The organism is Halorhabdus salina (assembly GCF_013839425.1).
Taxonomy (GTDB): domain Archaea; phylum Halobacteriota; class Halobacteria; order Halobacteriales; family Haloarculaceae; genus Halorhabdus; species Halorhabdus salina.
The window spans coordinates 326,164-351,191 of the sequence record NZ_JACDNP010000002.1; the positions used below are offsets into that span (position 1 = coordinate 326,164).

Here is a 25,028-nt window from a genome sequence, read left to right on the forward strand (position 1 = left end):
ATTGTGCAGCCCCTGTCGAAACCCGTTAGTCGCCTGCCCGGATAAGACCGGATGTGACGGTCATCGGGATCGACGATACGGACTCTCGCGAGACGGGTATGTGCACGACCTATCTCGCGGCGCGAGTTGCCGATCGATTGGCTGACGAGTGGTCGGTCACGCGCCGGCTACTCGTCCGGCTCAATCCGGCTGTCGAGCACAAGACCCGCGGGAACGCCGCGCTGGCGATCCACACGTCGGCCCCGCCTGCGAGAGCACTGTCGGCCGTCCGTGTGGATCTCGACATGGCCGAAACAGACGATCCGCGGACGAACCCCGGGGTCGTCGTGGCGGCGGTCGATCCCGAGAGAGTCCCTGATGACGTCGTCGAATTCAGCAGTGACGCTGTCCAGAGACACCATACGATCGAGGACGCCCGGGCACTGATCGACGATCGGGGGTACGAGAGTCGCGAGAGTGGCAACGGACGCGGCCTCATCGGCGCGATCGCCGCCGTCGGTGCCTGGCAAGCCCGCGATGATTGGACGTACGAGTGTATCTCCTACCGCGGATCGGATCGCCGGGGGACGCCGCGTCAGGTCGACGCCGAGTCGGTCTTTGCGGCCGCCGATCAGGCCTATCCGGACGCCTGGGACACCGTCGACCGCGTCGAGGGCGACCTCGTCTGTGTTCCCCACACCCCCGGGCCGATCCTGCACGGCATCCGTGGCGACGAGCCCGACGTCGTTCGCGAGGTCGCCGAGTCGATCGAGAGCGAACCCGTCGAGCGCCGCTCGCTGTTCATCACCAACCAGGGAACCGACGCCCATCTGCGGGAGGGTACGGTTGGGTCGGTCCGGGACGGCCGGTCCTATCGCGTGGCTGGGAGGGTCGAGACGGCACCGGAAACGCGGGAAGGCGGACACGTCTTTCTCGAAATCGCGGGCGAGGACGGGCGTGGGCGGCTCCGCTGTGCCGCCTTCGAACCGACCAAGCGCTTCCGGGATCGAGTCCGGAACCTCCGCGTTGGCGATCGGATCACGGCCTGTGGCGAGGTCGCCGACGAGACGCTCAAACTGGAGAAGTTCGCCGTCCGGGACCTCGTGACGACCGAACGCGTGACGCCGACCTGTCCCGACTGCGGGCGCTCGATGGAGAGCGCCGGCCGCGATCAGGGCTATCGCTGTCGGGACTGTGGAACAAGCAGGGACCGGAAAGCCGAGCGTCGCCTCGATCGCGACCTCGACGGTGGCTGGTACGAAGTCCCACCGGTCGCCCGCCGGCACATCGCCAAGCCACTGATCCGTGGCGGGTTCGACGGGCCGACTCATCCCGAGCGGTGACAAGTCGTCTGTTGGACTGATCGGGCAATGGGTGGGCGATCGAGGAGCGGACCGGACTGAGCCTTAAGTATACAGGCTAGTCATACACTCACATGGAGACAGCACTGCTTGGCCCCGAGACAATCGGCGATGTGATTGAGATCGAGGACGTGGTCGCGGCTGTCGAATCAGCCTTCACCGCAGAGGCCAGCGGTACCACGGAAATGCCGGCCAAGTCGTATATCGACCTCCCCCAATACGGCGGTGACTTCCGGTCGATGCCTGCCTACCTCGATACGGGCGAATGGGACGGGGCAGCGGTTAAGTGGGTCAACGTCCACCCCGACAACCCTGCCGATCACGACCTGCCGACAGTCATGGGGACGATCGTCTACGCCGATCCCGAGACCGGCTTCCCGCTTGCGGTCCTTGATGGGACGACGATCACGCGACTGCGAACGGGCGCGGCCGCCGCCGTCGCGACGAAGCACCTCGCTCGGGAGGACGCCACCTCACTCGGGATCGTCGGTGCGGGCCGACAAGCCGACACCCAGCTGGCGGCGATCGCGACGGTCCGGGATATCCAGCGGGTGGTCGTCAGCGATATCGACGATTCGGCCGTCGCGGCGTTCATCGAGCGGTTTGGCGACCGATTCGACGTCAGCGAGGGCTCGGTCGAAGCGGCGGCAGCCTGCGACGTGGTCTCGACGATCACGCCCGTCAGGGAACCGATCGTCACCGCGGTCGGCGAGCAGACCCACGTCAACGCCATGGGCGCCGATGCGGCCGGAAAACACGAGATCGCCGACGAGATTCTCCAGGCGTCCCGGATCGTCATCGACGATTACGAGCAATGCGTCCATTCCGGGGAAATCAACGTTCCCTACAGTGAGGGGATCCTGACAGACGACGACATCGCAGCCGAACTCGGGGCCGTCGTCGCCGGCGAAGCGACCGGTCGCACGCCCGAAACTGAGCGAACAGTGTTCGACTCGACTGGCCTCGCGATCCAGGATGTCGCAACGAGTCACGTGGCCTACGAGAGCGCACAGGCCGCGGGGCTCGGTGAAGACTATCGGCTGGTGGATACCACGTCCTGACGAGTTGACCCTCACCTCGGACAGATCGGCTGTGGTCTCAACTCCCCCGGAGAGCACCCAGCCCTTTCGATACGAGCCACCCCGCGATGACGAACGGCAACAGAGGGAGCAAAACCAGGAGAATCGGGGCAGCGACCATATAGCCGAAGAAGTTCATCTGGATATCGGGACTCTCCGTCGTGAGTGGCGTGACCGTGCGGAGTTTCTCCACAGCGGTCGAGTCCTCGTCTCCATTTGCCGTGCTCATGGTACCGGGTACACGGAGAAGCGCCATAAAAGACGCGCAGTCGGCAGACGGAGTCGACGGTGGTGGAACCGCCCCGCCCTATCTATCAGTTGCTACTTCGAGACGGACGTCACGCGAAGATCGGGCGACCCCGATCACGTATTCGCCGGGATCAACCGTCCACCCGGCCTCGTCGTCGTATCGTGCGAACGCGCGGTCGTCGAGGTCGATCGTCACTGTCTCACGGTCGCCGGGGGCCAGATCGACAGCCGCGAATCCGGCGAGTTCACGTTTCGGGCGATCGATGCCGTCCACTGCCGGCGGGCGGACGTAGGCCTGGACGACCTCGGTGCCTGTCCGATCGGCGACGTTCTCGACGGTCACATCGAGTGTGTCGCCGTCGAGCGTCGCGTCGACGTACTCGAAGTCCGCGTAGGAGTGTCCGTGCCCGAACGGGAAGGTCGGTTCGTCGTCGGCGGCGTCGAAGTGTCGGTACCCGACGAAGACGCCCTCGTCGTAGTGGGCTTTCCCGTCGACGCCGGGGAACCGCCGTTCGTCGGCGGTCGGATAGGACCCTTCGGGCGCAAAAGTGACCGGGAGCCGTCCGGCAGGATCCCGGTCGCCGTATAGCACTGCCGCGATGGCGTCACCGTGGGCCTGACCGGGGTACCAGTTCTGGACGATCGCCGCCACGTCCGCACGCCAGGGCGTCTCGACCGGCCCGCTCGTGTTGAGCACGACAACTGTCCGGTCGGTGACTTCGGCGACGGCCTCGATCAGGTCGTTCTGGCGGTCGGGCAGCGCAAGGGACTCCCGATCCATGGCCTCCGTCGCGACGTCCCGAGCGAAGACCACCGCGACGTCGGCGTTCGCTGCCGCGTCCGTCCCAGCCTCGATGTTCACCTCGCCTTCGGGTTCATCGTCCTCGAAATTCCCGGTGAGCATGTCGACCAGCGAAATGCCTTCGACGCGGGGCAGGCCGTGCTCGACGGTCACAGTCCCCGCCGCCCTGGCGGAGATCCCCTCGACTGGATCAGTCTCGACGATCGGCGAGGTCTCCGAGGACCCGCCGCCGCCGAGGATCGTTTCCTCGACGTTCGGGCCGATCAGCGCCACGTCGTCGTCATCGGCAAGCGGCAGGACGCCGTCGTTCTGAAGGAGAACCGTCCCCCGGGCGGCGACACGTTCGGCGATATCGCGATGGGCCTCGGTGTCGACAGCGCCTGCTTTGCGGTCGGCGTCGAACATGTTGTGCCGTTCCATCTCGCCGAGGACGCGCTCGGCCATGTCGTCGAGTCGCTCCGCAGGTACTTCGCCGGATTCGACCAGGGCTTCAAGCGTTTCGGCGTAGCGCTCGCAGGTCGCGGCGTCGGCCATCCCGCCTTGGAGTTCCTCGGGGAGTTCAAAGCCCTCGTCGTCGCCGACGTCCGTCGGGGCTTCCGTCCCGCCGTCGCTGTCCTCGGGCCCCTCGCCCTCGGCGTCCATCGAGGCGACCATCTCCTCGCGGGAGATCCCGGGCATCTCGACGTCCAGCCCGCCATTGGCGGCTGCAGCGGCGTCCTCGGTGCCAAACCAGTCCGAGACGGTAAAGCCAGCAAAGTCCCACTCGCCTTTGAGGACCTCCCGGAGGAGATACCGGTGGTCGCTCATCCGCGTCCCGTTGACCGTGTTGTAGGCGGTCATGACCGAGCCCGCGCCGGCTTCGATCGCATCGTGGAACGCCGGGAGATAGAGTTCCCGGAGGGCGCGCTCGCCGACCTGGACATCGATGGCCGCGCGTTGCGTCTCCTGATTGTTCGCGAGGTAGTGTTTCGGCGTCGCGATCACGTCCATCGACTCGATACCGGCGACCACGCTCGCCGCGAACGTCCCGGCATGGACCGGATCCTCGCTGAAGTACTCGAAGTTCCGGCCGTTCTGGGGCACGCGCAACAGGTTCATCCCCGGCGCGAGCAGGACGTCCTGGTCCTTCCCGCGCGTCTCGCGGCCGAGGGCTTCGCCGTACTCGCTGGCGAGGTCAGTGTCGAACGTCGCCGCCAGCGCCAGCGGGGCCGGGAACGCTGTTGAGGATTCGCCCGGAATCCGGACCCCGAGCGGGCCATCGACCACCTTGAGTGCCGGGATATCCAGACGTTCGATGGGCGGAATGTACCCCGTCGCTCGCTGGTCGGGATCAGTCACGCCGTGGGTGAGCTGGCGCTTCTCGCTGCGCGTGAGTTCGTCGAATAGGTTCTCGGTTGTGTCCCCCATACCACGAATTACGAAATTATTCATCACAAAAGTATCGGTTTGACTGGACCGTCCGCTCACTTGTAACCGTGAAGAGGCAGCCCCAGCGGTCGGCGACGCTGGCCGGAACCAATATGGATTCGGGGGCCGGATGCCGGACAATGGAACCTGGCGAGGAGTCACCGGTACGAGATGCGTACGACGAGTTGGCGGCATCCTACGATGCCGAAATCGAATCCAATGCGTACAACGAGCACATCGAATTCCCGGCCATGACGTCGCTCATCCCCGAAGTGGAGGGCAAGCGCATCCTTGACGCCGGGTGTGGCACTGGTCGGTACACGGAGTGGCTCATAGAGCAGGGAGCCGACGTGGTCGGCGTCGACGTGAGTGAGGCCATGCTTGAAGAAGCGCGTACGAAGCTGGGATCGCGAGCCACGTTTCATCGTGAAGACCTCGGCGACGCGCTCACGTTTGCAGAGGACGACGCGTTCGACGGGGTCGTCAGTTCTCTCGCTCTCGGCTACGTCGAATCCTGGGAGACCGCGCTCTCGGAGTTTGCACGGGTCCTCGAGCCCGGTGGGTTTCTCGTCTTCTCCGTGATGCATCCGCTGGACACCGTCCAGGCAGACGAGTCATCGACGTACTTCGAGGTCGAACAACAGACCCACGAGTGGGCCGTGGACGTTCCCTACTACCGACGTCCGTTCAGCGCGATCTTGAATCCACTGCTGGAAGCCGGGTTTCGAGTGGCGAAGATCCGAGAACCCCAACCGACCGCGGCCTTCGAAGCGAAACAGCCGGATCGGTACGAAACGGAATCCAACGAGCCAGTGTTTCTCTGCGTGACGGCCAGCCTTCCGTGATTATTCGACGATGTCGATCGCCGGCCGGCCGGGTTCGGCTTTGCTCGCGAGATCGTCGGGGGCGTCTTTGGCCGACAGCACAGCCACGTCGGCCTCGAACTCGCGTTCGATCAGCCAGGCGGCTCGCTGGAGGGTCGCCAGTTCGCGCTCGGGCGAGAGGAACTGATCGACGTGGCCGCGAGCCGCCAGGTCCTTCGCGAAGTCGGCGGCATCTTCACCGTGGCGCTGGAGATCCTCGTTTTGCATGACGGCCGGCACGACGTTCTCGGCGTCGCGCGCGACGTCGGCCACGTCGTGTTTCCAGGCCGGCGCGACCGCGAGCGTGATCTCCGCGGGATCCTCGATGCCGACCGTCTCGACGATGTCCCGGACGTCCTCCCGGGTGTCCTCAATCAAGCGGCGTTCTAAGTCGTAGTCCTCGGGTGCTTCAGCGGCCGGCCACCCTGCCTCAGCGAGCAGCCCGTCGTTGCCGAGTTTCGCCCAGATCTCCTCGGCAACGTGCGGGGCGACTGGCGCGAGCAACTTCGTGGCCGTCACCAGCCCGTTTTCGAAGGTCCCCGGATCGACGGCCGTCACCTCCCGGTAACGCCGGAGCAACGAGACGAGTTCCCGGACCGCCTGCAGAGCGTGGTTGAACCGGAAGTCCTCGTACTCGCTCGTGGCGCTCGCAGCCGTCGCGTCGATCTCCCTCGCGACGTAGTCGGCGATGGTGCTGCCCTCACCAGTCGAGACCTCGCCCCGTGAATACTCGGTGGCGAGCGTGTAGAGGCTCTGGAGGAAGTCGTGCGCCGAGCGGACGCCCTCGCTATCCCAGGCGAACTCCTTCTCGGGCTGGGCGGCCTCCATGATGAACAGGCGAGCGGTGTCAGCCCCGTACTCGTCGATGATCCGCTGGGGAGAGACGCCGTTACCACGGCTCTTTGACATCTTGAGGCCGTCCTCGCCCAGCACCATCCCCTGGGTGGTCAGGTTCTCGAAGGGTTCGCGGACGCCATCGATCAGGTCGATGTCGTCCAGCACCTTCGTGAAGAACCGGGCGTAGATCAGGTGCATCGTCGCGTGTTCGCTGCCGCCGACGTACTGGTCGACGGGCATCCAGTCGCTTGCTCGCTCGCTGTCGAAGGGTGCGTCCTCCAAGTCCGGCGAGACGTACCGCAGGAAGTACCACGACGAGCCGATGAAGGTGTCCATCGTGTCGGTTTCGCGTTCCGCCGGGCCACCACACTCGGGGCAGGTGGTGTGTTTCCAGTCCTCTGTGGCGTCCAGCGGATTGCCCGTCGTCTGGACGAATTCCGGGAGTTCGACCGGGAGGTCTTCCTCGGGGACGGGCACTGCACCGCACTCGTTACACCAGACCATCGGGATCGGCGTTCCCCAGTAGCGCTGTCGCGAGATGCCCCAGTCCCGGAGGTTGTACTCGGTGCGGTGCTCGCCGTCGAACTCGGAGACGAAGCGGTCGCGGGCCGCCTCACTTTCCAGCCCGTCGAACTCGCCACTGTTGATTAGCAGGCCGTCCTCGGTATAGGCCGCCTCCTGAACGTCGATGTCCTCGGGATCGGCCTCGGCATCCTCCGCAGGTTCGACGACTTGCTGGATCGGGATGTCGTGAGCACTCGCGAACTCGTGGTCACGATCGTCGTGGCCGGGGACGGCGTAGAGCGCACCCGTCCCGATGTCAGTCAGCACATAGTCGGCGACGTAGACGGGAATCTCCTCGCCCGTCGCGGGGTTGACGGCATATTCGCCGGTGAACACGCCGGAGGTGACATCGAGGTCGTCCTCGTCGGCCGCTGCGGCCATCTCGATGTACTCGGCGACCTCGTCGTTGTCTTCGGCGATTTCCTGGGCGACAGGGTGACCCGGCGCGAGTGAGAAGTAGGTTGCGCCGTAGATGGTGTCCAGTCGCGTCGTGAAGATGTCGACCTCATCATAGCCAGAGATGTCGAAGGCGACGCTTGCGCCCTCCTGCTTGCCGATCCAGTTACGCTGCATCTCCCGGACGTTGTTCGGCCAGTCATCCAGATCGTCCAAGGCCTCGTAGAGTTCCTCAGCGTAGTCGGTGATCGTGAGGAACCACTGGTCCATCTCGCGGTGTTCGATCGGTGTGTCACACCGCCAGCACAGTTCGTCCTCACCTTCGACCTGCTCGTCCGCAAGAACCGTTTCGCAGGAGGGACACCAGTTCAGCTCGGCAGCCTGGCGTTCGACTAGGCCCGCGTCCTGAAATCGCTGGAACAGCCACTGGTTCCAGCGGTAGTAGTCGGGATCGCAGGTCGCCAGTTCGCGGTCCCAGTCGTAGCCAAAGCCCATCCGGGTCAACTGTTCGCGCATCGAGTCCATGCAGGACAGCGTCCAGTCCCGCGGGTTGGTATCACGGTCCTCTGCCGCGTTTTCGGCGGGGAGGCCAAAGGAGTCCCACCCCATCGGATGGAGGACCGCTTCGCCACGCATACGCTCAAAACGGGCAAAGGCGTCTGTGATCGTGTAATTGCGGACGTGTCCCATGTGGAGGTTCCCCGACGTGTAGGGGAACATCGCCAGGACGTACGCCGGGTCCTCGGCGTCGTCAGGGATGGCGAACACGTCCGCCTCGTCCCATGCTTCCTGCCAGGCGGGTTCGATCTCGGTGTGGTTGAACCCGCACTCTCGCTTTTCGCTCTCTGCTGCCATCGTTGTCCCACTCTGAGGGGGCGACACTGCTATACCTTACTCTTCCCGGGAGACACCCCGTCGCGATCCGGAACGGCCCTTCGAGAGGCAGCCGAACGGTTTTGTCGTCTGGGTACGTCACGCCGGCCAAGCATGGAACTCCCAGACACAGTGACGACAGTGATCGAGACACTCCGGGAAAGTGCCGGTATCGAGCGCGTCTACGGCGAGCCAATCGAGCATGAGGGGCGAACTGTCGTTCCCGTCGCCCGGATCGCCTATGGCTTCGGCGGAGGGTTCGGCGAGGGATCGAACGGTGACGGCGAGGAAAACGAGGACATTCCTGTGGGAAGCGGATCAGGTGGGGGCGGCGGTGGTGGCGTCGCAGTGGCGCCGATCGGCGCGCTCGAAATCACTGACGACCACACCCGATTCGTCCGGGTCAACGACCGAAAGCGTCTGCTTGGCGGCGGCCTCATCGGCCTCGTAATCGGGTGGTTGCTCCGAGACATGCGTAACTGAGTCGTCCCACATGCGTTGCTATCGAGTTGAACCGAAGGGGTTTCTCACGCCGAGAATCGACCGACTTGGGAGGGAGACAACGAGTCGTAACGTATTTGACTACCACTCGGCTACATTCGGATGCGTGTCCGGGCTGGGGTAGTGGTATCCTTTGGCCCTGTGGCGGCCAAGACGTGGGTTCAATTCCCGCGCCCGGACCTTTTGCGAGGAACGGACGTGACGAGCTATGGGTCTCCTCGCGGAATTGAACCCTGGAAGGAACGCGCAGTGAGCAACGCGAACGAGCATTTCTTCCAACGGTTCACATTCCCGCGCCCGGACTTTCTGTCTGCGAACGAACGTGAGCAGACGAACGTCCGAAAAGGGAATTGAATCAGGGAGTGGAGTGAGCGAAGCGATCGGAACGACCGTGGTTCACATTCCCGCGCCCGGACTACTCCACTTTGTTCAAGTCCCACAGCCGCGGCGCCGTCAGCGGAGGTGGGGCGACGTGACCCAGCAGCTCCCGTTTACGCACGAGGCCAAGGGCCACCTCTATGACGCCGCGATCGAGTTGGGCCGCCTTCCCGACCGATCCCAGGAGACTCGTACGGGTCCGACGGTACTTCGAGCCCGAGATAGTCACCTCCTGGCGAGACGGCCGGCTTGCGGACCTGGCGCTGCCAGTGTGGATCGACGACGTCATCGCCCAACTCCAGCGGGCGGCGTGATCACGACGGCGGCCCCGACCACTCGTCGTCGATCTGCTGGAGTGGCTCACCCGACGACACTCCCTGCTCGGCGACGATCGCTTCGGCGAGTTCGTAAGCCCCTCCACGACCATCACCGGTGTCGCCCACCCCTTACGATCGAGGTATGCGAGTAGGCGATCCTCCTGCTGTTTCATCCAGCGGTCGCAGTCCACGACCGACACTCTCCCGAACACTCAGAAACTGATCGTCCCGTTGCGAAGCATGATACCACCCGCGATCGCGCCGACCATCACCACGGCTCCGATCGAGGCGAACCCTTCATTGGCCCATTCGTTCTTTGCGTAGACCAAATCTAGCGTGTACTTCTTGTTCGACCACGGCCGGAGCGGGCGGATCCCCATCGGCGTTATCACGTCACCAGCGAGATGGCTCAGAAAGCCGAGGAACGCGGCTCCGAAGGTAGCGCCACCCAGCACCACAATATGCGTATCGATCGGATACATGCCACTTGCCGCCAGGTAGAGTGCGAGTGCCGCGACGACACTGCTGGCTACGGCCCCGGCGAGTAGGGTGTGAGTGGCACCACGATGAGAGACGAGGGGCATCTGCATGTCGAAATCGGGGGCATAGCTGAAGAACACGGCACAGACCAGCCCGAGGGCCATCACCGACAGGAGATCGAAGTAACTCAGCAGGAACGCGACGGGCGCGTAGAACAGCATCCCGAGGCCAACGTGCCCTTCCGAGTGCATCGCGTCAGTAGTTCCGGCGGTCTTGGACAGCCCCGTCCGAGCCGTGGATGACGAGCGTATCGCCCGAACTCGTCTCCCGCTGGCCTGCGGACACGGCTGGTTGTTTCTTGCGGTGGTTCGAGACGACCGACCCGCCCGATTTCTGGAGCCGCCACTGGTTGCCGCTGGGGACGACGTGATATTCCGTCATACTAATTTCTGAGAAAGGCAGTTCTAATAAAATTCTAGGGTGGACGTGAAATGGTATTCTGATATGATTTCGATTAGAACGATAGAATCATCGAAGTGGCCACCTGCTCTGCCATCGCCCCAAGCTATATCCCAGAGTGGATATATTATTCATATATGTCAGGAAAAATTTGCACGGCGATCGATCAGCAAAAAGTGCTGGAGTTTACTTACGATGGCCTTCTGCGTCGGGTCGAACCGCATTGCCACGGTCAAAGTCAAAAAGGGAAAGAGTCGCTGCGTGCATATCAGATCGGTGGGCGAAGCCAATCGCGAGAAATTCCGTATTGGCGGCTGTTTACCGTTGCAAAGATGAGCAATCTTCGCGTGAGTGATGAGAACTTTTCAGGTACACGACCAGGCTATAATCCAAATGATAAGGATCTATCTCCGATCCATTGTCGCCTTTAGTTTAGAGGAGATCGATTACACCTCTGACGAGTTTGCGTCTACAAACTGCTTAGCATGACTCGATAGGGCCCATCGATTCGCACGATTCCGCCATCCCAGCCGATCGTAGTTCCGCCCCCGCTGTACTTCGTTTCTGTTCTCGATTTGGACGACCACGGTGTCGTAGTTCTCCATGCGATCGACTGGATCAGCAGGCGTGGTCAACTCAGTCTCGACCTCTGCAGGCTCCACCTCCAACGCTTCAGCGGCAACCTCACGAAGTGTGAAATCATCCTTACCCGTATTATCACCCCCGTCAGCGACGGCCGTCAATGGTACCTCGTCGTCTGGATCTTCTCTATCTCGGTCTTGGATGTCCTCCAAGAGACGGGAGACCTCTTCGGCTAACAACTGGCGGAAGTCATCATCTTCTGGTGTGAAGAACATCTCGTCGGTCCGCTCGGATCGGATAAAACTCCGTCCGCCTTGGAGATCTTTCTTCTCAAGCAGATCCAGCTCTTCGAGGTTATTGAGCAGCGTCTGCACCTTCGTGTCGACCTTGTCGACGATCGCCCGTTCGATCGGCCGTTTTCGAGTCCACTCATCTTCGCTGGCATGTAGTCCCTGAGCTACGAACCACTGTAGCAGGAACACCTGATCGTCGACGCTGGGATGATGGCTGTGCTTGTCGCGGATCTTCTCTTCTGCTGTGTTGTAACGCATGTAGTGCTGTCAAATTACCGCTCAAACATTTCACCCAGATGGAATAATCTTTAACCGGACGCACCACAGAGAGAAGGTTGCTGGACTTCTCTCAAATCGGGGGTCCGAACCGCCGGGGTGACCCGGCCCCCGTTGCAGCGGGGTTGGGCCCTCGGTTCCGTATTCAATGCGTGTTAGTGTCGCCTTTCTTGTCATCTAGGCGGCTAGCCGCGGCAGTATTTAAGTCTTGGGTTGACCTATTCAAAATCATATGCTATTTGCAGCAGCGATCTATTCGACCCCTCTATCATTCAGATATTCGACTCGCTGTGGACTGAAACGCTATAATTTGATAATGAAACGCTTATATTGGTTGGGTCAAATCCACCGCGTATTATACGAGATCAGTCATATATTACGGCGGTATAAAAATCTTCGTAGACCGGGGTGAAAGTGACTGAATTCTTGGTACAGTACCCAGAAATGTCGAGTAGCAGGTCTCAGACTACGAGAACAGTCATATCGCTATCCGAAACAAAGGGGTCAAGCAGGTGATCTCGATCCGAATTGTGGCCCATGCAGTACACTTTCGACTTGATTTCGGAATCGCAAGCCGCCATTAAGCATCTCCACCCCGTCAGCCGTCAGTGGATGCCGACGACCTGGGCCTCAACGAGCAGCACGATCGCACTAGAGCAGTCAGTCGTCACTGCCGACGAGCATCTCTAGGGCCGTGTTGAGATGGTACTCGACGTTCTCGTCGTCCGTGGCGTTGAGTGCGTGTTGGAGATGATCCGTGACTGTCGCGGCCGTCATCTTGCCGGCCGGCGTTTGCTCTCGATTACGCTCAGTGTTGCCCATACATCCCCTTCCCGAAGGCAACCTAAAGCAATGTGATATAGATACGTCGATCTGTATGGCCCACCTTCGAACGACGCCCGCCAGATAGTACCAGCGATGTCGTTCCGCCCCGATCAGTCACCGGCGTCCGAGATCCTTTTGCCGAACCGGCCCGTTCGTTCATCTATCGTGGCGATCACGGACAAGATCTATATCAAGAACCACCGCCAGTTGGTCTCCCAACTCGAACGCTCGTTCCCGAAGAGTGCGTTTGCCGGGGCGACCCTGGACGTGCTGTTCAATGGGGAGAGCTTGGCGAACCTGGACGACGCGACCCAGGACCGGGTGCTCGATTTCGCCGAGGACTTCATGGACTGTGACTGTGAGTCGGCCCCGCACTGTGGCCACCCCGAGGAGAAATTCGTCAGCTATCTGCTGGAACTTCGCGCCGCAGGGCTGGGCCCCGACGCCATCGTCGACGTGATGGGAGACGACTACATGCTGTATGCCTACCCCGGCGACGTGCTTTCGTTTCTCGACAACTCGGTCCGAACGCTTGAAGCGATCGAATCGCTGGCAGATGTCGACGGTGAACGCGAGATCGCCAAGCAGGCACAAAACAGACGCGAGCAGTTGCTCTAGCTCCGGGCCGCCATTCAGGTCTCTTCGAACTCGCCGATCCGATAGGCCGACTCGCTGTCTTCGTCCTCGCCACCGTCTAAGTCTTCGAGCATGATGACCTCCTCGTCGCCGTCGAGTTCGTCCCGAAGTTTCGTCACGTAGCGCTTGTATTCCTCTAACTGTTCCCGGAGGTGGTCGGCTTCGAGTTCGAGGCGCTCGTGCTCGCGGATGAAGGCCTTTGGCACCTCGACTTTCGGCGGGAAGGAGTCGTCGTCGCTCTCCTCGCCGCCGTTGAGTTCGTGCTCGGGGACGACCTCGATTTGCCCGCTGTGATCGACGAGCTTGTCGACGTAATCCCGGAAGACAGCAGACAGCGAGAGGTCACGCTCCTCGGCGATCTCCCGAAGGGTCTCGAATTTCTCCTCGCTGACCCGAAAGGAGATCGTCTTGTTCTTGTTACTCATAGTTGTTGAACGGTCCTTTGCCCACCTACTTAATGATTTGTCAGACGACCAGCGACGGGCGGTACTGACCGGGGCAATCGCGAGTCAACGAAACCCGGCCGCGGGCGATCAAGCCTCGGCTTCGGATTGGCTCTCCTCGTCTAACGTTTCGAGAGCATCGACGACGAGTCGACGGTAGTTCTCGATAGCCGGTTCGTACTCCTCGTGAGCCATCCGAACGTACTCGTCGGGCGCGAACTCCTCCTGGGTCGGGTCGGCCTCGCGATAGGCCTGGACGCGTTCGAGCGTCCGTTCTGCCGTCTCGACGACCCAGCGATCGCGCGTCCCTTCGTTAACAGGCGTGATCGACTCGGGACGAACGGAGACGTTTACTTCGCCGTCGTCGGTTTCGTAGGTGCGGGGCTTCCCGACGACTGCGACGTAGGCGGGCGGTTCGAGTTCCCGCAACATCGAGGCGGCGTCTGGCTGGTACTGCCCGGCGTACATGAAGAACGTGTCGCCGTTGGGGTCGACGACCCGCCCCTGCCAGTATTCGCTATCCTCACCGACGTCTTCGGTTTCGGTGAGCGTGCCCACGATGAACACGCGGTTTGCACGCTCACCGGTCGGGAGGAGGACGTACACCGGCGCACGGTCGTCGTCGCTCTCCTTGAACGTGTAGGTCGCATCGTTGAACTCGCCGGCGAACACGCGCTGGGCGACCTCTCGAGTCGGTGTTGCAGCCATTATATCGACCTCGCTTTGATCAGGGCCGCTTCAGGATCGACGGCATCTTCGAGTACCTCAACCTCGTCGGCCAGCAGGTACCGACCAAAGGTCGGCCCCTGAACGCGATAGTACCGCCCGAGGATCTTCTCGCGCATCTCGTCAGCGACGACGCTCGTATCCAGCGCATCCATCGCCATGTCTTTGGCCTCCTCTAGGGCGATCCCGGTCAGGTTCTCCGTGGCTTCCTGGTCGAAAATGACCTCGGTGACGTCGTCACCATCGTCCAACACGCCCTTGATCCGGAGGTCGAACTCGCCTTCGACCTCGCCGTGTTCGGAACAGCGGCCGTTCTGGAGGACGCGCGTACAGTCGTCTTCGGGACACCGCTTGATCAGGCCGCTCCCGCTCTGAACATCGACTAAGGCCCCCTCGACTTCCAGGGAATCGTCGCCGACTTCGATCTCCTCGTCGGCCTCCTCGATAACGGTCGTCCGGTTGAGTTTGACCGAGAATCGACCCTGGTACTCGTCGGTGACGACGTTTCGCAGGTGGTAGGTCTTGCCCTCGTCGAGTTCGGGGAGGTCTGACTTCGACCACTTGGTGAACTTGATCGTCCCGGTCTCGTCGCCCAGCAGACCGACCTGGGCGACGGCGTCGCTGCGTGGGTCCCATAGCTCGACAACCTTCGCTGTCATGTCCACCCACTCTTCGGGTGCGTCGACATCGGCGGCCTGGACAGTTTCGTTGCCCCCGCCGCCGCTGCGAATGTCCTCGCGCTCTAAGTCCGCCTCGTCGAGGTAGGAGTTGGTGACGCTCCGACGAGCTTCGCTGATCGGAACCTGGTACTCGTTGACCAGCGTATCGAGTCGCTCCTCGATCTCGTCGATCGAGACGTCAAGCTGGTCGGCAAACTGCTCGTGTATCTCTTCCGCGTGGGTATGCAAATCCGTCATGGCTGTGCTGTCTCCGCGTGTTTTCGATGGGAGACACGCGAAGCTTGGTCGCCCTCCTATTTAAAGTCGCGCCGATCGGACTGGAAGTGAAACGGACGGACGAGGATGATACGGACGACGCCGCGCGAAGATTGATGGGGCGAGCGTCCAGACGGGAACCTATGGCCGAGGACGATCGTCTCGCCAGCTTGGTTCGCTCGACGCTCCGGTCGGCGGGCCGCCAACTGGCAGAAGCCAGGCAGGCCTACGACGATGCCAAACAGTCGGCCAGGGAAGACCTGCCGCTGGACGACCAGGGCCAGGCACGGATTGTCTGTCGGCGACACGCCGAACGGCGGGCCGTCCGGCTCGATGAGGACGGACGGCCCCACTGTTTCGACGCCGAACATCCCGACTGCCAAGGGTGCGTCGAAGATATCGACGACGGGACTATCGAGACGTGGTAAACCAGTCAGCTGAACGAACTACTGGACGTCATTCCATCGCGTCCGTAATCCGTCGAACGTCTTCGGCGTCGAACGCACTATAATAGAGCCGGAACTCCGAAATATCACCCTCAAAATACTGTGACGACGATTCGAAGTCACGACCGATACGCATCTCGCCCATATCGACGGACCGGGAGTCCGTGCCCGAGCCGACCTTCGTCCCATCGACGTAGAGTTCGAACGTCTCCCCGTCGTAGGTCCCGACGACGATATGACGGTCACCGTAGTCGTAGTCAGAGCCAGTCGACAGTTGGCCGTCGTTGTCTGGATACCCCACGGCGTAGTCGATCCGGTAGTTACCATTCCCGTCAGCGGCCGTTTCCAGGAACCACTCCTCGTTGCCCCAGGTGTGTTCGACGAGCTGGGTGATCTGATCGCTGTCCGGCCCGCGCTGGGTGTAGGTCATCGCAATAGTGAATTCCTCGACATCGCCCGGCGCAGAGATGTTGTCGACGTAGACATGATTTGTCCCGTCGAAGCGGAGTGCTCCGTCGACCCAGGTCGAATTCCCCACGAGCGTGCCGTCGTTGCCGTTGCCGGATCGATCGACGAGCGTCGATCCAGAGCCACTCTCGAAGGTGTAGTAGCTGATGAAGTCCCCGAGCTCGGATCGCTCGTCGATCCGCTCGTCGACCAGCACCGTCCGATCTTCGTCACGGGAGAGGACCGTGATTCGGTCGCCGGGAGCCGTCGGGAGCAACACCGATCGGCCAGCCTCATCGCTGTCGACGGTTGCGACGGTGTTGCCGTTTAACTGGATAGTGACATCAGTCCCGAGCGCAACGGGTGTCAGTTGGATCCCGACCGGCGATTGCTCGTACTCGAAACTTGCCTCGGCGGTCGGAGTCCCCAGTACGTCGAGAACGGTGAACGCTGTCGTCGCGACGACGATGCCGATGACGACCACGATTGCCACCAGCAGGAGGTTCCCGACGACCGGCGTCGCGCCGCGACGATCTCGTTCGAAAGGCATTCACACATGCTTCGCACTGAGATGGCAAAAATCACGCGCCAGTGTCTCTAAACAGAACGGGTGTCTGTCGACCCGGAAGTTCCTTTAGCCAGCCCGATGAATTTGTCCTATGCGCGGGTACCTCTGGTTTTGGGGCTTTGCCCTGTCGGTGATGGTCTCCCTCGGCGCAATTGTCGTGTTAGTCGTCGATTTCTTTTATCCGAATCCACCATGGGGCGAGCTTCCGCCAGTCGGGTACGTCGGGGCGATGGGCGTCTCGGTGATTGCCGTGGGCGTGATGATCGCACTCTCGATGACCCGCCCGGACGGCCGCTGACGATTACTCCCTGATCGATCCACCGTCGACGGGAACGGCCGCGCCCGTCACGAAACTCGCCCGTGGACTGGACAGGAACGCGACGACGTCGCCCAGTTCCCGTGGCTCGCCGATCCGCCCCATCGGGACGTCACTCGCCCAGTCATCGTAGCCCGCCTCGTAACTGTCGTACTCGCCGCGATCGACGGCATCGTCGATCAGTTCCTCGATCCGGGCCGTCTCGTGGGCACCCGGCAAGACGGCGTTGACCCGGATCTCAGGCGCGAACTCCCGGGCCTGGGTCTGCATCAGGCCGATGACGGCGCGCCGGACGGCGTTCGAGAGCACGAGGTCGTCGATCGCTTCCCTGACCGACCGGGACGTGATGTTGACGATCGTTCCCGCCCCGCTTTCCTGGAGGTGTGGATAGGCCGCCCGGGTCACCCGGACGACGCTCATCACGAGGAGATCGTAGGCGTCGTACCAGGACTCGATCGACGTCTCCAGGAACGACCCGCTGGGCGGGCCGCCGGCACTCGTGACCAGGTGATCCAGACCGCCGAAGGTCTCGACCGTTTTTTCGACGAGCGCCGTCGCATGATCAGGGTCGGTAATGTCGGCTTCGAGCGCGCGAACCTCGCCTGGTCCCGCCGCTTCGATCCGCTCGCGGGCGGCCTCAAGGCGTGATTCGGTCCGCCCACAGACGACGACGTTCGTGCCTTCGGCGGCAAGCGATTCGGCACTGGCGAGGCCGAGGCCGCTGGTGGCTGCCGTACAGAGCGCAACGTTGCCCGATAGCTCCGTGTCCATACCCCTGGATCGAGCGGCGTCTCAAAAAGAGCCACGGGAAATCACAGTGACGTGTCCTGACGCCACGTGGCGAACGACTCGAAGGTGCGTTAACTGCCCCAGAAGTTGTCCCGGCTGCCGAGTTCCGGCCGCTCCGGGCCGCCACTGTCCTCATCTGTCTCCTCGTCGGCAGGCTCTTCGATGTCCGCTGCTTCCGCTTCCAGCGCTTCGTCGTCCATCGGCAGGCGCTCGACTTCCTCCGCACGGGCGTGATTAGAGTGGACGGTCGTCACCCGGACGCGGGCCTTCGCCTCCGGGAGGACGCCGTCGATCAGCAGGATAAATCCATCATCGGTGCGGCCAACGCCAGCACCACTCTCGTGAATGTCTTCGACGGTCACCACGACTTCCTCGCCCGGTTTGACCGGCTGTGACTGCAGGTCCGAGATCGGCTGATTGTAGTGGTTGCACCACTCGGCGCCCCCGCGATCGCCGTAGTGAGCACACCCCATCCCCTCGATCTGCTCGGTGAATTCGGGGCAATCCTCTGCCAGTGGACAATCCGGCATGCTGAATCGGCGTAGTCGGCGGGCAAGCAAAACGCTTGCGTCTGGCTCCAGGGAGCCGCGTGCTGATCGATCCCAGGCGACACGGGCCCCTAGTTCTCCGACGCCGAAACGTCCTCACCCGCACCGTCGGCGTCGATCGTCAGCGTCCGGTCGGTCTCGATCGACTCGATCCCATCCAGTTCGCAGATTGCTCCGACATCTGTCTGCGGAATAGCGACGGCCAACGTCTCGAACTCTAGGGAGTCCTCGATCGTGCCATCGGCGTCCTCGATCCGGTCACGGATCTCGTCGACGTCGCCAGCGGCCCGGACCAGCAGCGTGACGGACTCGCCTTCGAGTGGCTCGTCACGGATCGATCGCACGGCAGGGGAGACGTACATGTAGAACCGAAACAGTAGCGATCACTTCGATGCTTCGCTAGCGATCACGTAACTCTCCTGGCGTGTACGACACTGCCGATTCTCCCTCACTCTCGGGCCTGTCGCGGCGACCTCCCTCAGCCCCAGCGCTACTCTCCTCGCACGACGGCTCGGCGTACCCCTGCGTTCGATCTCACTCGACAAGCCGCCCGCTCCGTACTGATCTAGCGACGGCTGCTCTCTCCCTGGCGCCGAATTATCGACCGTCTGTGATCCACTCGCTTCCTCTTTTGGAGGGGCCCCACCACTGCCACCCCCTGCCATCGCCGGTTCCCCACCACCAAACCGGTTGGTCACTGCCGTCTGATCGCCACCTGCCATCAACCCGCCAGTCCTCGAACCACCACACCCCTCGACGATCATCTTCTGGTCGTTGTGTCTCTATGTCTCGCCAATGCCATCGCCGTGGATGTCACGCTTGCCGATCCCCTGTACCTTGTACTCATCCGGCGGTTCCTCGCCCATGTGCAAATAGATATCGCGTATCTGGGCCAGCAAGTGCGTCACAATCAGGTCGTGGAACTCTTCCGCGAAATTGTAATCATCGCCGAACTCCAACCAGGGCATCCCGCAGACGATGACGCCCTCTCCCGGCTCGCGAAACGGCCCGACTCGCTGTGCCGTGCCGTCGGTACGCCGATACGATATCGAAACGTCATCGACGACCTCGATTCGATCATCTGGCGACAGCGTGTACGACTTCGTGATCGTGAAGGAATCGTCTTCGACGCTATCATATGACTCGCCAAGGTACGCGACCGGATCGTCTAGCGCCTCGTAGAAGTCTCTGAACTCCGCATGGAATTGCTCCAGTGGGTAATTCACCAGCGCTTCGATTCCCCGATCGATATGCTCGGGATCCCACATCGGGTCCAGAATGTCCGCCTCCGGAAACTCCTGCTGGGCTGTGTAGCGGGCGCGTTCCTCTACCTGGGACATTATCCGCTGTTCTTCGTCCGTCCGGTCTTCGGGTTCGTGGGGATACTCGTTTACCTCGTGGATGTCGATATTTCCGTTATCCTTTCGAACAGTAATCCGATGTTCGAACCCATTTTCATCAAATAGTTTCAATCCGACATGGCTTTCATCTGCTCCCATTATGCTTACTTCCATTCTTATTCCCCTCAGATATCAGATCTGCACCTTTACTGCTATCCTCAACCGATCCACGGTCAGCACTTACACTCCCAGACTCGCCGTCGCCCGAACCCCCTGTATCGGCGAAGACGCGCTCTTGAATGTCTTCCACTGTTGTGTCTGCTCAGTCCCGGTACTCGGAGGCCTTCGATTCGACCGTGGTGAACCCGGATCGTACCGCACTTGGCAACTGTGTGGCGAGAGTCTGACCCTTCTCGATGGCCGGCCCACTCTTGCGTTCAGCTGCCGCCCCAGCCGCCGCTCCGACCAGCGTTCCCGCTGGCCCGCCCAGTGCTGTTCCCACGACCATCCCAGCCGCCGCACCCACTGTCTTCCGACTGACAGTCTTCGAAAGTCCCTCTGAGCTGTTCCCTTCGAGCTTTTCTTGGAGAAGTTCGTCTCGCGCCTGTAACTGCTGGGCCAGCTGCTCGTCGCCGCCAGCCAGTTCTGTGTATGCCTGCTCGTCCATCACCACGCTCTCGCCCTTCTCGATATCGGACGACGGACTCCCGGCCTCTACCTCGCTTTCGATCCTGTCGAGTCGCCCTTCCACGTCTCCTCCGCTACGCTCCTCGCTCTCGGTCGACCCCGTCGACGGCTCGGCGTATCCACCGCGGTCGCGATTACCAGACAAACCGCCCTCCCCGTACTGATCCAGTGACGACTGGTCTAACTCCGGCGCTGTCTCGCTGACCGTCTGGGACTGGCTCTCTTCGTCTTGGACGGCTCCGACGCCACCGCCTCCTGTCGGTGTCTCGGCGTCAATGCAATTGCTTCTACGTGCTTCCGTCGCGCACTTCGGCCGTCCAACGCTACCACCCACCACTCTCGTCGTCACTACTCGTAATATTCCTCGTCTTCGGTCGTCAGTGGCTTCCCCCAGATGTCCGTTTGCATGCAGTACTCCGGCGGTTCCTCACCCACGTGGCGATAGACATCTCTGAGTTGGGCCAGCAGATGCTCAATGATGAATATCTGAAATCCATCCGGGAACTCGTAATCGCCATCCTTGAACCGGATCGGGGGCAACGTTATCGTGAACTTCGTCAGGTGCGGTTCTCCCAACAATTCCTCGTAACGTGACTCCTTGTGAGTGAATTTGACCTCGCCATCGTCACCTCTGTACTGAAGCACTGGCGTTGGCACGTACGCCACCTCGTCGTCATCGTTGACCAGGAATGGTTGGTGGAGTATCTCTGCCGATTCCTCTTCCTGCACTTCGGGTTCTGAGGCCGGATCCGTGAGCATCCGGTAGCAATCCCGAAACTTCTCCGCGAAATCGTCCACGTGGAGCTTTTCTAGGGCCAACATCGCCCGGTCGAGCTCTGCCGGTTTCCACTCTGCGGTCAAGATATCTGCATCGGAAAACTCCTGCTGGGCTGCGAGTTTCGCCCGCTCTTTGACCTGTGTCATGATCCGCTGCTCGTCGTCCGTTCGGTCTGCAGGTTCGAGTGGATAATCGTCGGTTTCATGCGCATCAACTAATCCATCCCACATTATCGCAAGCCAATGGTAGTGGCCATTTTCGTCGTACACATTAACTCCAATGCCTTGATCAGGGTGAGACCCGGTTATTTCAGTTTCCATGAATGACTCAGTTGTTTCTAATCGCATCTTTTCCGTCTGTATCCCCAACATTCGCCTCACTCCCAGAGTCGCCGTCGCCAGTTCGCCAGCTCCCCGTCTTTACCGACCGCTCGTCCATCCATCCACTTATCTCTGACTTGAGATCCGTTAGTTCACTCCTGAACGCATTTTTAATGGCCTTCCCTTCGCTAATTTTGTCCGTTATCGATTCTATTCCTGTCCCCGCCACTGCTTGTCCTGCACCGAGTGCCGCCGCTCCGGCTACCGCCCCCGCTGCCGCCACCGGCGCCGCCCCGCCGGTTGCTGCGATCCCGACACCGGCTGCCGCCACTGACTTCACCGCATCGCCACCCATTCCACGCAAGTACTTGTTCCCAGCATCGCCCTGGGCTTGGTCCACTGTTCGGGATTTGTTCATCACATCATACAGGAGTTTCCCCCGCTCTTTGTCGTCCATCTTCGCCACCGCTTCGCCCAACTCCTCGCGCTCTACCTCCTCAAAGTGGACGTCCGACGCCTGCGGGTTCTCCAGATCCGACGGCGACTCTTTCACCCTATCGGGCGGTTGCTGGCTCTCTGTCGATGCCGAATCCACGTTGCTCTCGGTTGTGCCTGCGTCCGGGGCGGCGTCTTCCTCACTCCCTGGCGACGCGTATCCCTCCCGATCGCTATCGCTCTCGGCCAACCGGTCGCTCGCTACCGCCGACATTGGCGTCTGCTCTAACTCCGGCGCTGTCTCGCTGACCGTCTGGGACTGGCTCTTTTCATCATGACCACCGCCACCACCAGCAACGCCACTCGCTGCCACTACCCCGCCACCAAACCGGTTGGTCACTGCCGTCTGATCGCCACCTGCCATCAGGCCACCAGCCATCCCATCGCTCGCGCTCCCTGGAAATATGGGCTGCTCGGCGATCATCCTTTCTCGCTGTACAATTAGGTCTCGCCAATCCCGTCGCCGTGGATATCGAACTTGCCGATCCCTTCGACGTTGAACTCGTCCGGTGGGCTCTCGCCCATATGCAAGTACAGGTCCCGTACCACCGCCATCAAGTGTCCCAGCACGATTTCGTGGAAGCCTTCCTCGAAGGTGACTCCCTCTCCGAAGTCTAATGACGGCAGTATGCACACGATCCGGTCGTACTCCTCCCAAGTCGCCATCTCCCCCACGATTTCTTCCGTTCCGTCAGTTTGGTCGTACACGATACACACATCACCCACCTCGGCTATCCGGTTGTCCTCCGTTATTGCAAACGGGTATAGCACCAGTTCGTCTTCTGGATCGTGTGCTGGCTCCTCGATAAAGTCCCACGGCGCTCGTAACGCATCATAGTACTCTCGAAAGACCCGGCGAAAGTCCTCTATCGGATAGTTCGATAGGGCCTCGATCCCCCGTTCGACGTGGTCGATGTTCCACATCGGGTCCAGAATGTCCGCCTCCGGAAACTCCTGCTGGGCTGCGTAGCGGGCCCGCTCTTCCACCTGGGACATGATCCGCTGTTCATCGTCCGTTCGGTCTTCAGGTTCGTGGGGGTACTCGTCAGTTCCGTGGTAAGTAATCGCTCCCGACCAATCCATCGCAATTTGATGATTTAACTCCCGTTCATCCGTAACAAGGATCGCAATCTCTTCGTCATCATAGTCAACAAATTCTGTTTCCATGAATTACTCTACCTCTTTCTCGAATAGCTCGTGGTTGTCTGCTTTATCCGCACTCCCAGACTCGCCGTCGCCCGAGTCGTCAATACCGAGTTGGTCGCCTACCATCGACACTTTCTCCTTGGCAGACGAGTACATATTCGCTCCTTTCGACGTCACCGCTCCTGGTACAGACGCTGCCGTCGACTTCGTCCTATTCCATCCCGACCGTATTGTTCCATCCTTCGCCTCTATCACTCGCTCTGCTGCTCCGCCCAACACCGATCCACCGATACCACCTACCAGTGCCCCTGGCGCTCCTAACACCATTCCGCCGACCGTCGAACCAGCCGACGACAGTGTTCCTTTGACCCCTTCCTTCCCCAGCTTCTCTGTTATTCCGTCTGTATTGACGTGCTCGTGGAGGTATTCGTCTCGGGACTTCATGTACTTCGCCTGCTCCTCGTTTCCATCTGCCAATTCCAAATACTTCTCGTCCGACAACACTCCGTCGAATTCCTCAGTCTCTAAGCTCGAATTGCCCGATGACGGCTCGCCCTCGGCTCCTACCTCGCTTTCGAGCCTGTCGAGTCGCCCTTCCACGTCTCCTCCGCTACGCTCCTCGCTCTCGGTCGACTCCGTCGATGGCTCGGTGTACGTCTCACGGTCGCTCTGGGTGTCAGCCAAACCGGCCGCTCCATACTGATCCAGTGACGACTGCTCTAACTCCGGCGCTGAGTTGTCGATCGTCTGGGAATTACGCCCTTCGTCACGACCACCGCCACCACCAGCAACGCCACTCGCTGCCACTACCCCACCACCAAACCGGTTGTTCACTGCCGTCTGATCGCCGCCGCCCATGAATCCGCCGGCCATCGCTCCGCCCGCCCCGCCCGACACGGCACTGCTCGCCTTGCTCGCCCCGCCTTTCATCGCGCTCTTTGCCTTCCCTGTCATTTTGCTGGCAGCGCCACCCATCGCGCCACTCAACCACTTCGTCACGTACGTGATTGCCACCAGGTTCATCGCCGTCACCGCCATCAGCGGCATCGCCGCCGCTAGCAGCGGATGCGCTGAGTTGCCCGATCTTAAGGACTCTACACTCTGGTGCTCGACCTCAAAAACAGCACTCGACGACTTTGCTACGGGCAGATTCCGACCGTTCGAATCCAGGGTACCCCTACGACAATGCAACACGGCTATCGTTTATTCTACCATTCCCTCTAATAGCAACTCTTCGGCCGAGCCGTCCTCGTCGCCGTGGATGTCTAACTTTCCATGGCCCTGCACCCGATATTCACGGGGTGGTTGCTCGCCCATGTTTAGGTAGATATCTCGAATCTGTGCCATCAGGTGATTGACCAGAAAATCCGGGAAGTGCTCCTCGAACGTGATGTGGTCCTCGAACCTCAATCGGGGCATACTACAAACGATGAGTTCCTCGCGTGGGTAGTCCCACGTTTTTCCCGTTGAATGCGCCGTTCCGTCTGTCCGCTCGTAGACTATCTCGATGTCCGATACTTCGACAATCTGGCTGTCGCGTACTCGAAACGGTTTCGCTACCCCTGACGTCTCCGGATCCATCTCCGGGTCGTCCACGAACTCCGACGGTCGCTGCAGCGCTTCGTAGTAGTCCCTGAACTCCTCGGAAAAGGTTTCTACCGGGTAATTCGTCAGCGCTTCTAACCCCTCTTCGATGTGCGCTGGATCCCATAACGGATCCAGAATCTCTGCCTCGGGAAACTCCTGTTGGGCTGCATAGCGGGCGCGTTCCTCTACCTGAGACATGATCCGCTGTTCCTCGTCCGTTCGGTCTTCGGGTTCGTGGGGATACTCGTTTACCTCGTGGATGTCGATATTTCCGTTATCCTTTCGAACAGTAATCCGATG

31 protein-coding genes and 1 tRNA gene are annotated in these 25,028 nt (G+C 61.1%); 10 read left to right on the forward strand and 22 right to left on the reverse strand.

The features are described from left to right. Positions 1 to 53 precede the first annotated feature (53 nt). Positions 54 to 1,322, forward strand: coding sequence for a tRNA(Ile)(2)-agmatinylcytidine synthase (locus tag HZR20_RS04325; RefSeq protein WP_181685358.1), 1,269 nt, complete (start codon positions 54 to 56; stop codon positions 1,320 to 1,322). A gap of 92 nt (positions 1,323 to 1,414) precedes the next feature. Next, complete coding sequence (locus tag HZR20_RS04330) at positions 1,415 to 2,401, forward strand: ornithine cyclodeaminase family protein (protein WP_181685359.1); 987 nt, start codon at positions 1,415 to 1,417, stop codon at positions 2,399 to 2,401. A gap of 37 nt (positions 2,402 to 2,438) precedes the next feature. Here the strand turns inward: HZR20_RS04330 and HZR20_RS04335 are convergent, their stop codons facing one another. Continuing rightward, entirely contained in the window at positions 2,439 to 2,648 is a 210-nt protein-coding gene (locus HZR20_RS04335) for a DUF7535 family protein (protein WP_181685360.1), read from the reverse strand. Positions 2,649 to 2,726: 78 nt separating this feature from the next. Further along, the gene (locus HZR20_RS04340; protein ID WP_181685361.1) at positions 2,727 to 4,877 is read right to left on the reverse strand and encodes a beta-glucosidase; all 2,151 of its coding nucleotides are present in this window, start codon (positions 4,875 to 4,877) and stop codon (positions 2,727 to 2,729) included. Between the two features lie 140 nt (positions 4,878 to 5,017). On the opposite strand from HZR20_RS04340, the gene HZR20_RS04345 reads away from it, so the two are divergent. Beyond that, positions 5,018 to 5,722 carry a class I SAM-dependent methyltransferase gene (locus tag HZR20_RS04345; RefSeq protein ID WP_181685362.1) on the forward strand — a complete coding sequence of 235 codons (705 nt, stop codon included), beginning with the start codon at positions 5,018 to 5,020 and terminating at the stop codon, positions 5,720 to 5,722. Here HZR20_RS04345 and leuS read toward each other — a convergent pair whose 3' ends face one another. After that, the gene (leuS, locus tag HZR20_RS04350; protein WP_181685363.1) at positions 5,723 to 8,392 is read right to left on the reverse strand and encodes a leucine--tRNA ligase; all 2,670 of its coding nucleotides are present in this window, start codon (positions 8,390 to 8,392) and stop codon (positions 5,723 to 5,725) included. A gap of 132 nt (positions 8,393 to 8,524) precedes the next feature. Here leuS and HZR20_RS04355 point away from each other — a divergent pair, with 132 nt between their 5' ends. The 3 genes from HZR20_RS04355 (at position 8,525) to HZR20_RS04365 (ending at position 9,603) form a co-directional block, all read left to right on the forward strand. Continuing rightward, the gene (locus HZR20_RS04355; protein WP_181685364.1) at positions 8,525 to 8,893 is read left to right on the forward strand and encodes a spore germination protein GerW family protein; all 369 of its coding nucleotides are present in this window, start codon (positions 8,525 to 8,527) and stop codon (positions 8,891 to 8,893) included. Between the two features lie 127 nt (positions 8,894 to 9,020). Continuing rightward, positions 9,021 to 9,091 (forward strand) — tRNA-His (locus tag HZR20_RS04360). 338 nt (positions 9,092 to 9,429) lie between these two features. Continuing rightward, positions 9,430 to 9,603, forward strand: coding sequence for a hypothetical protein (locus HZR20_RS04365; protein ID WP_181685365.1), 174 nt, complete (start codon positions 9,430 to 9,432; stop codon positions 9,601 to 9,603). On the opposite strand, the gene HZR20_RS14450 is transcribed toward HZR20_RS04365, so the two are convergent. The 3 genes from HZR20_RS14450 to HZR20_RS04375 all read right to left on the reverse strand — a co-directional run bounded on the left by HZR20_RS14450 (position 9,604) and on the right by HZR20_RS04375 (position 10,527). Then, positions 9,604 to 9,732, reverse strand: coding sequence for a hypothetical protein (locus HZR20_RS14450; RefSeq protein ID WP_258560338.1), 129 nt, complete (start codon positions 9,730 to 9,732; stop codon positions 9,604 to 9,606). An 86-nt stretch (positions 9,733 to 9,818) separates the two neighbouring features. Next, positions 9,819 to 10,337, reverse strand: coding sequence for a metal-dependent hydrolase (locus HZR20_RS04370; RefSeq protein ID WP_181685366.1), 519 nt, complete (start codon positions 10,335 to 10,337; stop codon positions 9,819 to 9,821). A 4-nt stretch (positions 10,338 to 10,341) separates the two neighbouring features. Next, entirely contained in the window at positions 10,342 to 10,527 is a 186-nt protein-coding gene (locus HZR20_RS04375; RefSeq protein WP_181685367.1) for a DUF2188 domain-containing protein, read from the reverse strand. 155 nt (positions 10,528 to 10,682) lie between these two features. Between HZR20_RS04375 and HZR20_RS04380 the strand changes: the two genes are divergently transcribed. Beyond that, a complete protein-coding gene (locus HZR20_RS04380) occupies positions 10,683 to 10,976 on the forward strand; it encodes a hypothetical protein (RefSeq protein WP_181685368.1) in 294 nt (97 codons plus the stop codon). Between the two features lie 15 nt (positions 10,977 to 10,991). Here the strand turns inward: HZR20_RS04380 and HZR20_RS04385 are convergent, their stop codons facing one another. Both HZR20_RS04385 and HZR20_RS04390 read right to left on the reverse strand, forming a co-directional pair. Further along, a complete protein-coding gene (locus tag HZR20_RS04385) occupies positions 10,992 to 11,678 on the reverse strand; it encodes a hypothetical protein (protein WP_181685369.1) in 687 nt (228 codons plus the stop codon). 678 nt (positions 11,679 to 12,356) lie between these two features. Next, positions 12,357 to 12,518 carry a hypothetical protein gene (locus tag HZR20_RS04390; RefSeq protein WP_181685370.1) on the reverse strand — a complete coding sequence of 54 codons (162 nt, stop codon included), beginning with the start codon at positions 12,516 to 12,518 and terminating at the stop codon, positions 12,357 to 12,359. A gap of 168 nt (positions 12,519 to 12,686) precedes the next feature. Between HZR20_RS04390 and HZR20_RS04395 the strand changes: the two genes are divergently transcribed. Continuing rightward, complete coding sequence (locus HZR20_RS04395) at positions 12,687 to 13,139, forward strand: DUF5814 domain-containing protein (protein ID WP_181685371.1); 453 nt, start codon at positions 12,687 to 12,689, stop codon at positions 13,137 to 13,139. Positions 13,140 to 13,153: 14 nt separating this feature from the next. On the opposite strand, the gene HZR20_RS04400 is transcribed toward HZR20_RS04395, so the two are convergent. The 3 genes from HZR20_RS04400 to HZR20_RS04410 all read right to left on the reverse strand — a co-directional run bounded on the left by HZR20_RS04400 (position 13,154) and on the right by HZR20_RS04410 (position 15,243). After that, positions 13,154 to 13,582, reverse strand: a complete 429-nt coding sequence (locus HZR20_RS04400) for a ribbon-helix-helix protein, CopG family (protein ID WP_181685372.1) — start codon at positions 13,580 to 13,582, stop codon at positions 13,154 to 13,156. 108 nt (positions 13,583 to 13,690) lie between these two features. After that, complete coding sequence (locus HZR20_RS04405; RefSeq protein ID WP_181685373.1) at positions 13,691 to 14,308, reverse strand: RPA family protein; 618 nt, start codon at positions 14,306 to 14,308, stop codon at positions 13,691 to 13,693. Next, complete coding sequence (locus HZR20_RS04410) at positions 14,308 to 15,243, reverse strand: replication factor A (protein WP_181685374.1); 936 nt, start codon at positions 15,241 to 15,243, stop codon at positions 14,308 to 14,310. The genes HZR20_RS04405 and HZR20_RS04410 overlap by 1 nt, the downstream gene beginning before the upstream one ends. 161 nt (positions 15,244 to 15,404) lie before the next feature. Here HZR20_RS04410 and HZR20_RS04415 point away from each other — a divergent pair, with 161 nt between their 5' ends. Beyond that, positions 15,405 to 15,689, forward strand: a complete 285-nt coding sequence (locus HZR20_RS04415) for a DUF7091 family protein (RefSeq protein WP_181685375.1) — start codon at positions 15,405 to 15,407, stop codon at positions 15,687 to 15,689. A 28-nt stretch (positions 15,690 to 15,717) separates the two neighbouring features. Here HZR20_RS04415 and HZR20_RS04420 read toward each other — a convergent pair whose 3' ends face one another. After that, the gene (locus tag HZR20_RS04420; protein WP_181685376.1) at positions 15,718 to 16,704 is read right to left on the reverse strand and encodes a LamG domain-containing protein; all 987 of its coding nucleotides are present in this window, start codon (positions 16,702 to 16,704) and stop codon (positions 15,718 to 15,720) included. A 109-nt stretch (positions 16,705 to 16,813) separates the two neighbouring features. On the opposite strand from HZR20_RS04420, the gene HZR20_RS04425 reads away from it, so the two are divergent. Next, positions 16,814 to 17,020, forward strand: a complete 207-nt coding sequence (locus HZR20_RS04425; RefSeq protein WP_181685377.1) for a hypothetical protein — start codon at positions 16,814 to 16,816, stop codon at positions 17,018 to 17,020. A gap of 3 nt (positions 17,021 to 17,023) precedes the next feature. Here the strand turns inward: HZR20_RS04425 and HZR20_RS04430 are convergent, their stop codons facing one another. From HZR20_RS04430 to HZR20_RS04475, 10 genes are all read right to left on the reverse strand, one after another. Then, positions 17,024 to 17,809 (reverse strand): SDR family oxidoreductase, encoded by a 786-nt coding sequence (locus tag HZR20_RS04430; protein WP_181685378.1) that lies wholly within the window; start codon positions 17,807 to 17,809, stop codon positions 17,024 to 17,026. A gap of 89 nt (positions 17,810 to 17,898) precedes the next feature. Further along, entirely contained in the window at positions 17,899 to 18,357 is a 459-nt protein-coding gene (locus tag HZR20_RS04435; protein ID WP_181685379.1) for a TRAM domain-containing protein, read from the reverse strand. 89 nt (positions 18,358 to 18,446) lie between these two features. Beyond that, on the reverse strand, positions 18,447 to 18,737 hold the full coding sequence (locus HZR20_RS04440; RefSeq protein WP_181685380.1) for a hypothetical protein: 291 nt from the start codon (positions 18,735 to 18,737) through the stop codon (positions 18,447 to 18,449). Between the two features lie 420 nt (positions 18,738 to 19,157). Next, a complete protein-coding gene (locus tag HZR20_RS04445) occupies positions 19,158 to 19,874 on the reverse strand; it encodes a hypothetical protein (RefSeq protein ID WP_258560339.1) in 717 nt (238 codons plus the stop codon). A 163-nt stretch (positions 19,875 to 20,037) separates the two neighbouring features. Then, a complete protein-coding gene (locus tag HZR20_RS04450) occupies positions 20,038 to 20,751 on the reverse strand; it encodes a hypothetical protein (protein ID WP_181685382.1) in 714 nt (237 codons plus the stop codon). After that, positions 20,751 to 21,551: a hypothetical protein gene (locus HZR20_RS04455; protein WP_181685383.1), complete on the reverse strand. Its 801-nt coding sequence runs from the start codon at positions 21,549 to 21,551 to the stop codon at positions 20,751 to 20,753. Before HZR20_RS04455 ends, HZR20_RS04450 begins: the two co-directional genes overlap by 1 nt. After that, the gene (locus HZR20_RS04460; RefSeq protein ID WP_181685384.1) at positions 21,508 to 22,419 is read right to left on the reverse strand and encodes a hypothetical protein; all 912 of its coding nucleotides are present in this window, start codon (positions 22,417 to 22,419) and stop codon (positions 21,508 to 21,510) included. The genes HZR20_RS04455 and HZR20_RS04460 overlap by 44 nt, the downstream gene beginning before the upstream one ends. 17 nt (positions 22,420 to 22,436) lie before the next feature. Then, positions 22,437 to 23,162: a hypothetical protein gene (locus HZR20_RS04465; RefSeq protein WP_181685385.1), complete on the reverse strand. Its 726-nt coding sequence runs from the start codon at positions 23,160 to 23,162 to the stop codon at positions 22,437 to 22,439. A 3-nt stretch (positions 23,163 to 23,165) separates the two neighbouring features. Further along, positions 23,166 to 24,179, reverse strand: a complete 1,014-nt coding sequence (locus HZR20_RS04470) for a hypothetical protein (RefSeq protein WP_181685386.1) — start codon at positions 24,177 to 24,179, stop codon at positions 23,166 to 23,168. 165 nt (positions 24,180 to 24,344) lie between these two features. Next, on the reverse strand, positions 24,345 to 25,028 hold a 684-nt coding region (locus HZR20_RS04475; protein ID WP_258560340.1), incomplete at its 5' end, for a hypothetical protein.

Excerpts from the sequence above, each read along its gene's own strand:
- HZR20_RS04335 (WP_181685360.1), bottom strand. The coding sequence starts at position 2,648 with ATGAGCACGGCAAATGGAGACGAGGACTCGACCGCTGTGGAGAAACTC.
- HZR20_RS04365 (WP_181685365.1), top strand. The coding sequence starts at position 9,430 with ATGACGCCGCGATCGAGTTGGGCCGCCTTCCCGACCGATCCCAGGAGA.
- HZR20_RS04430 (WP_181685378.1), bottom strand. The coding sequence starts at position 17,809 with ATGGACACGGAGCTATCGGGCAACGTTGCGCTCTGTACGGCAGCCACC.
- HZR20_RS04340 (WP_181685361.1), bottom strand. The coding sequence starts at position 4,877 with ATGGGGGACACAACCGAGAACCTATTCGACGAACTCACGCGCAGCGAG.
- HZR20_RS04470 (WP_181685386.1), bottom strand. The coding sequence starts at position 24,179 with ATGGCGGTGACGGCGATGAACCTGGTGGCAATCACGTACGTGACGAAG.
- HZR20_RS04345 (WP_181685362.1), top strand. The coding sequence starts at position 5,018 with ATGGAACCTGGCGAGGAGTCACCGGTACGAGATGCGTACGACGAGTTG.
- HZR20_RS04380 (WP_181685368.1), top strand. The coding sequence starts at position 10,683 with ATGTCAGGAAAAATTTGCACGGCGATCGATCAGCAAAAAGTGCTGGAG.
- HZR20_RS04330 (WP_181685359.1), top strand. The coding sequence starts at position 1,415 with ATGGAGACAGCACTGCTTGGCCCCGAGACAATCGGCGATGTGATTGAG.
- HZR20_RS04405 (WP_181685373.1), bottom strand. The coding sequence starts at position 14,308 with ATGGCTGCAACACCGACTCGAGAGGTCGCCCAGCGCGTGTTCGCCGGC.
- HZR20_RS04400 (WP_181685372.1), bottom strand. The coding sequence starts at position 13,582 with ATGAGTAACAAGAACAAGACGATCTCCTTTCGGGTCAGCGAGGAGAAA.
- HZR20_RS04425 (WP_181685377.1), top strand. The coding sequence starts at position 16,814 with ATGCGCGGGTACCTCTGGTTTTGGGGCTTTGCCCTGTCGGTGATGGTC.
- HZR20_RS04410 (WP_181685374.1), bottom strand. The coding sequence starts at position 15,243 with ATGACGGATTTGCATACCCACGCGGAAGAGATACACGAGCAGTTTGCC.
- leuS (WP_181685363.1), bottom strand. The coding sequence starts at position 8,392 with ATGGCAGCAGAGAGCGAAAAGCGAGAGTGCGGGTTCAACCACACCGAG.
- HZR20_RS04455 (WP_181685383.1), bottom strand. The coding sequence starts at position 21,551 with ATGTTGGGGATACAGACGGAAAAGATGCGATTAGAAACAACTGAGTCA.
- HZR20_RS04390 (WP_181685370.1), bottom strand. The coding sequence starts at position 12,518 with ATGGGCAACACTGAGCGTAATCGAGAGCAAACGCCGGCCGGCAAGATG.
- HZR20_RS04375 (WP_181685367.1), bottom strand. The coding sequence starts at position 10,527 with ATGACGGAATATCACGTCGTCCCCAGCGGCAACCAGTGGCGGCTCCAG.
- HZR20_RS04370 (WP_181685366.1), bottom strand. The coding sequence starts at position 10,337 with ATGCACTCGGAAGGGCACGTTGGCCTCGGGATGCTGTTCTACGCGCCC.
- HZR20_RS04465 (WP_181685385.1), bottom strand. The coding sequence starts at position 23,162 with ATGGAAACAGAATTTGTTGACTATGATGACGAAGAGATTGCGATCCTT.
- HZR20_RS04435 (WP_181685379.1), bottom strand. The coding sequence starts at position 18,357 with ATGCCGGATTGTCCACTGGCAGAGGATTGCCCCGAATTCACCGAGCAG.
- HZR20_RS04460 (WP_181685384.1), bottom strand. The coding sequence starts at position 22,419 with ATGATCGCCGAGCAGCCCATATTTCCAGGGAGCGCGAGCGATGGGATG.
- HZR20_RS04445 (WP_258560339.1), bottom strand. The coding sequence starts at position 19,874 with ATGGGAGCAGATGAAAGCCATGTCGGATTGAAACTATTTGATGAAAAT.
- HZR20_RS04440 (WP_181685380.1), bottom strand. The coding sequence starts at position 18,737 with ATGTACGTCTCCCCTGCCGTGCGATCGATCCGTGACGAGCCACTCGAA.
- HZR20_RS04385 (WP_181685369.1), bottom strand. The coding sequence starts at position 11,678 with ATGCGTTACAACACAGCAGAAGAGAAGATCCGCGACAAGCACAGCCAT.
- HZR20_RS04415 (WP_181685375.1), top strand. The coding sequence starts at position 15,405 with ATGGCCGAGGACGATCGTCTCGCCAGCTTGGTTCGCTCGACGCTCCGG.
- HZR20_RS04355 (WP_181685364.1), top strand. The coding sequence starts at position 8,525 with ATGGAACTCCCAGACACAGTGACGACAGTGATCGAGACACTCCGGGAA.
- HZR20_RS04420 (WP_181685376.1), bottom strand. The coding sequence starts at position 16,704 with ATGCCTTTCGAACGAGATCGTCGCGGCGCGACGCCGGTCGTCGGGAAC.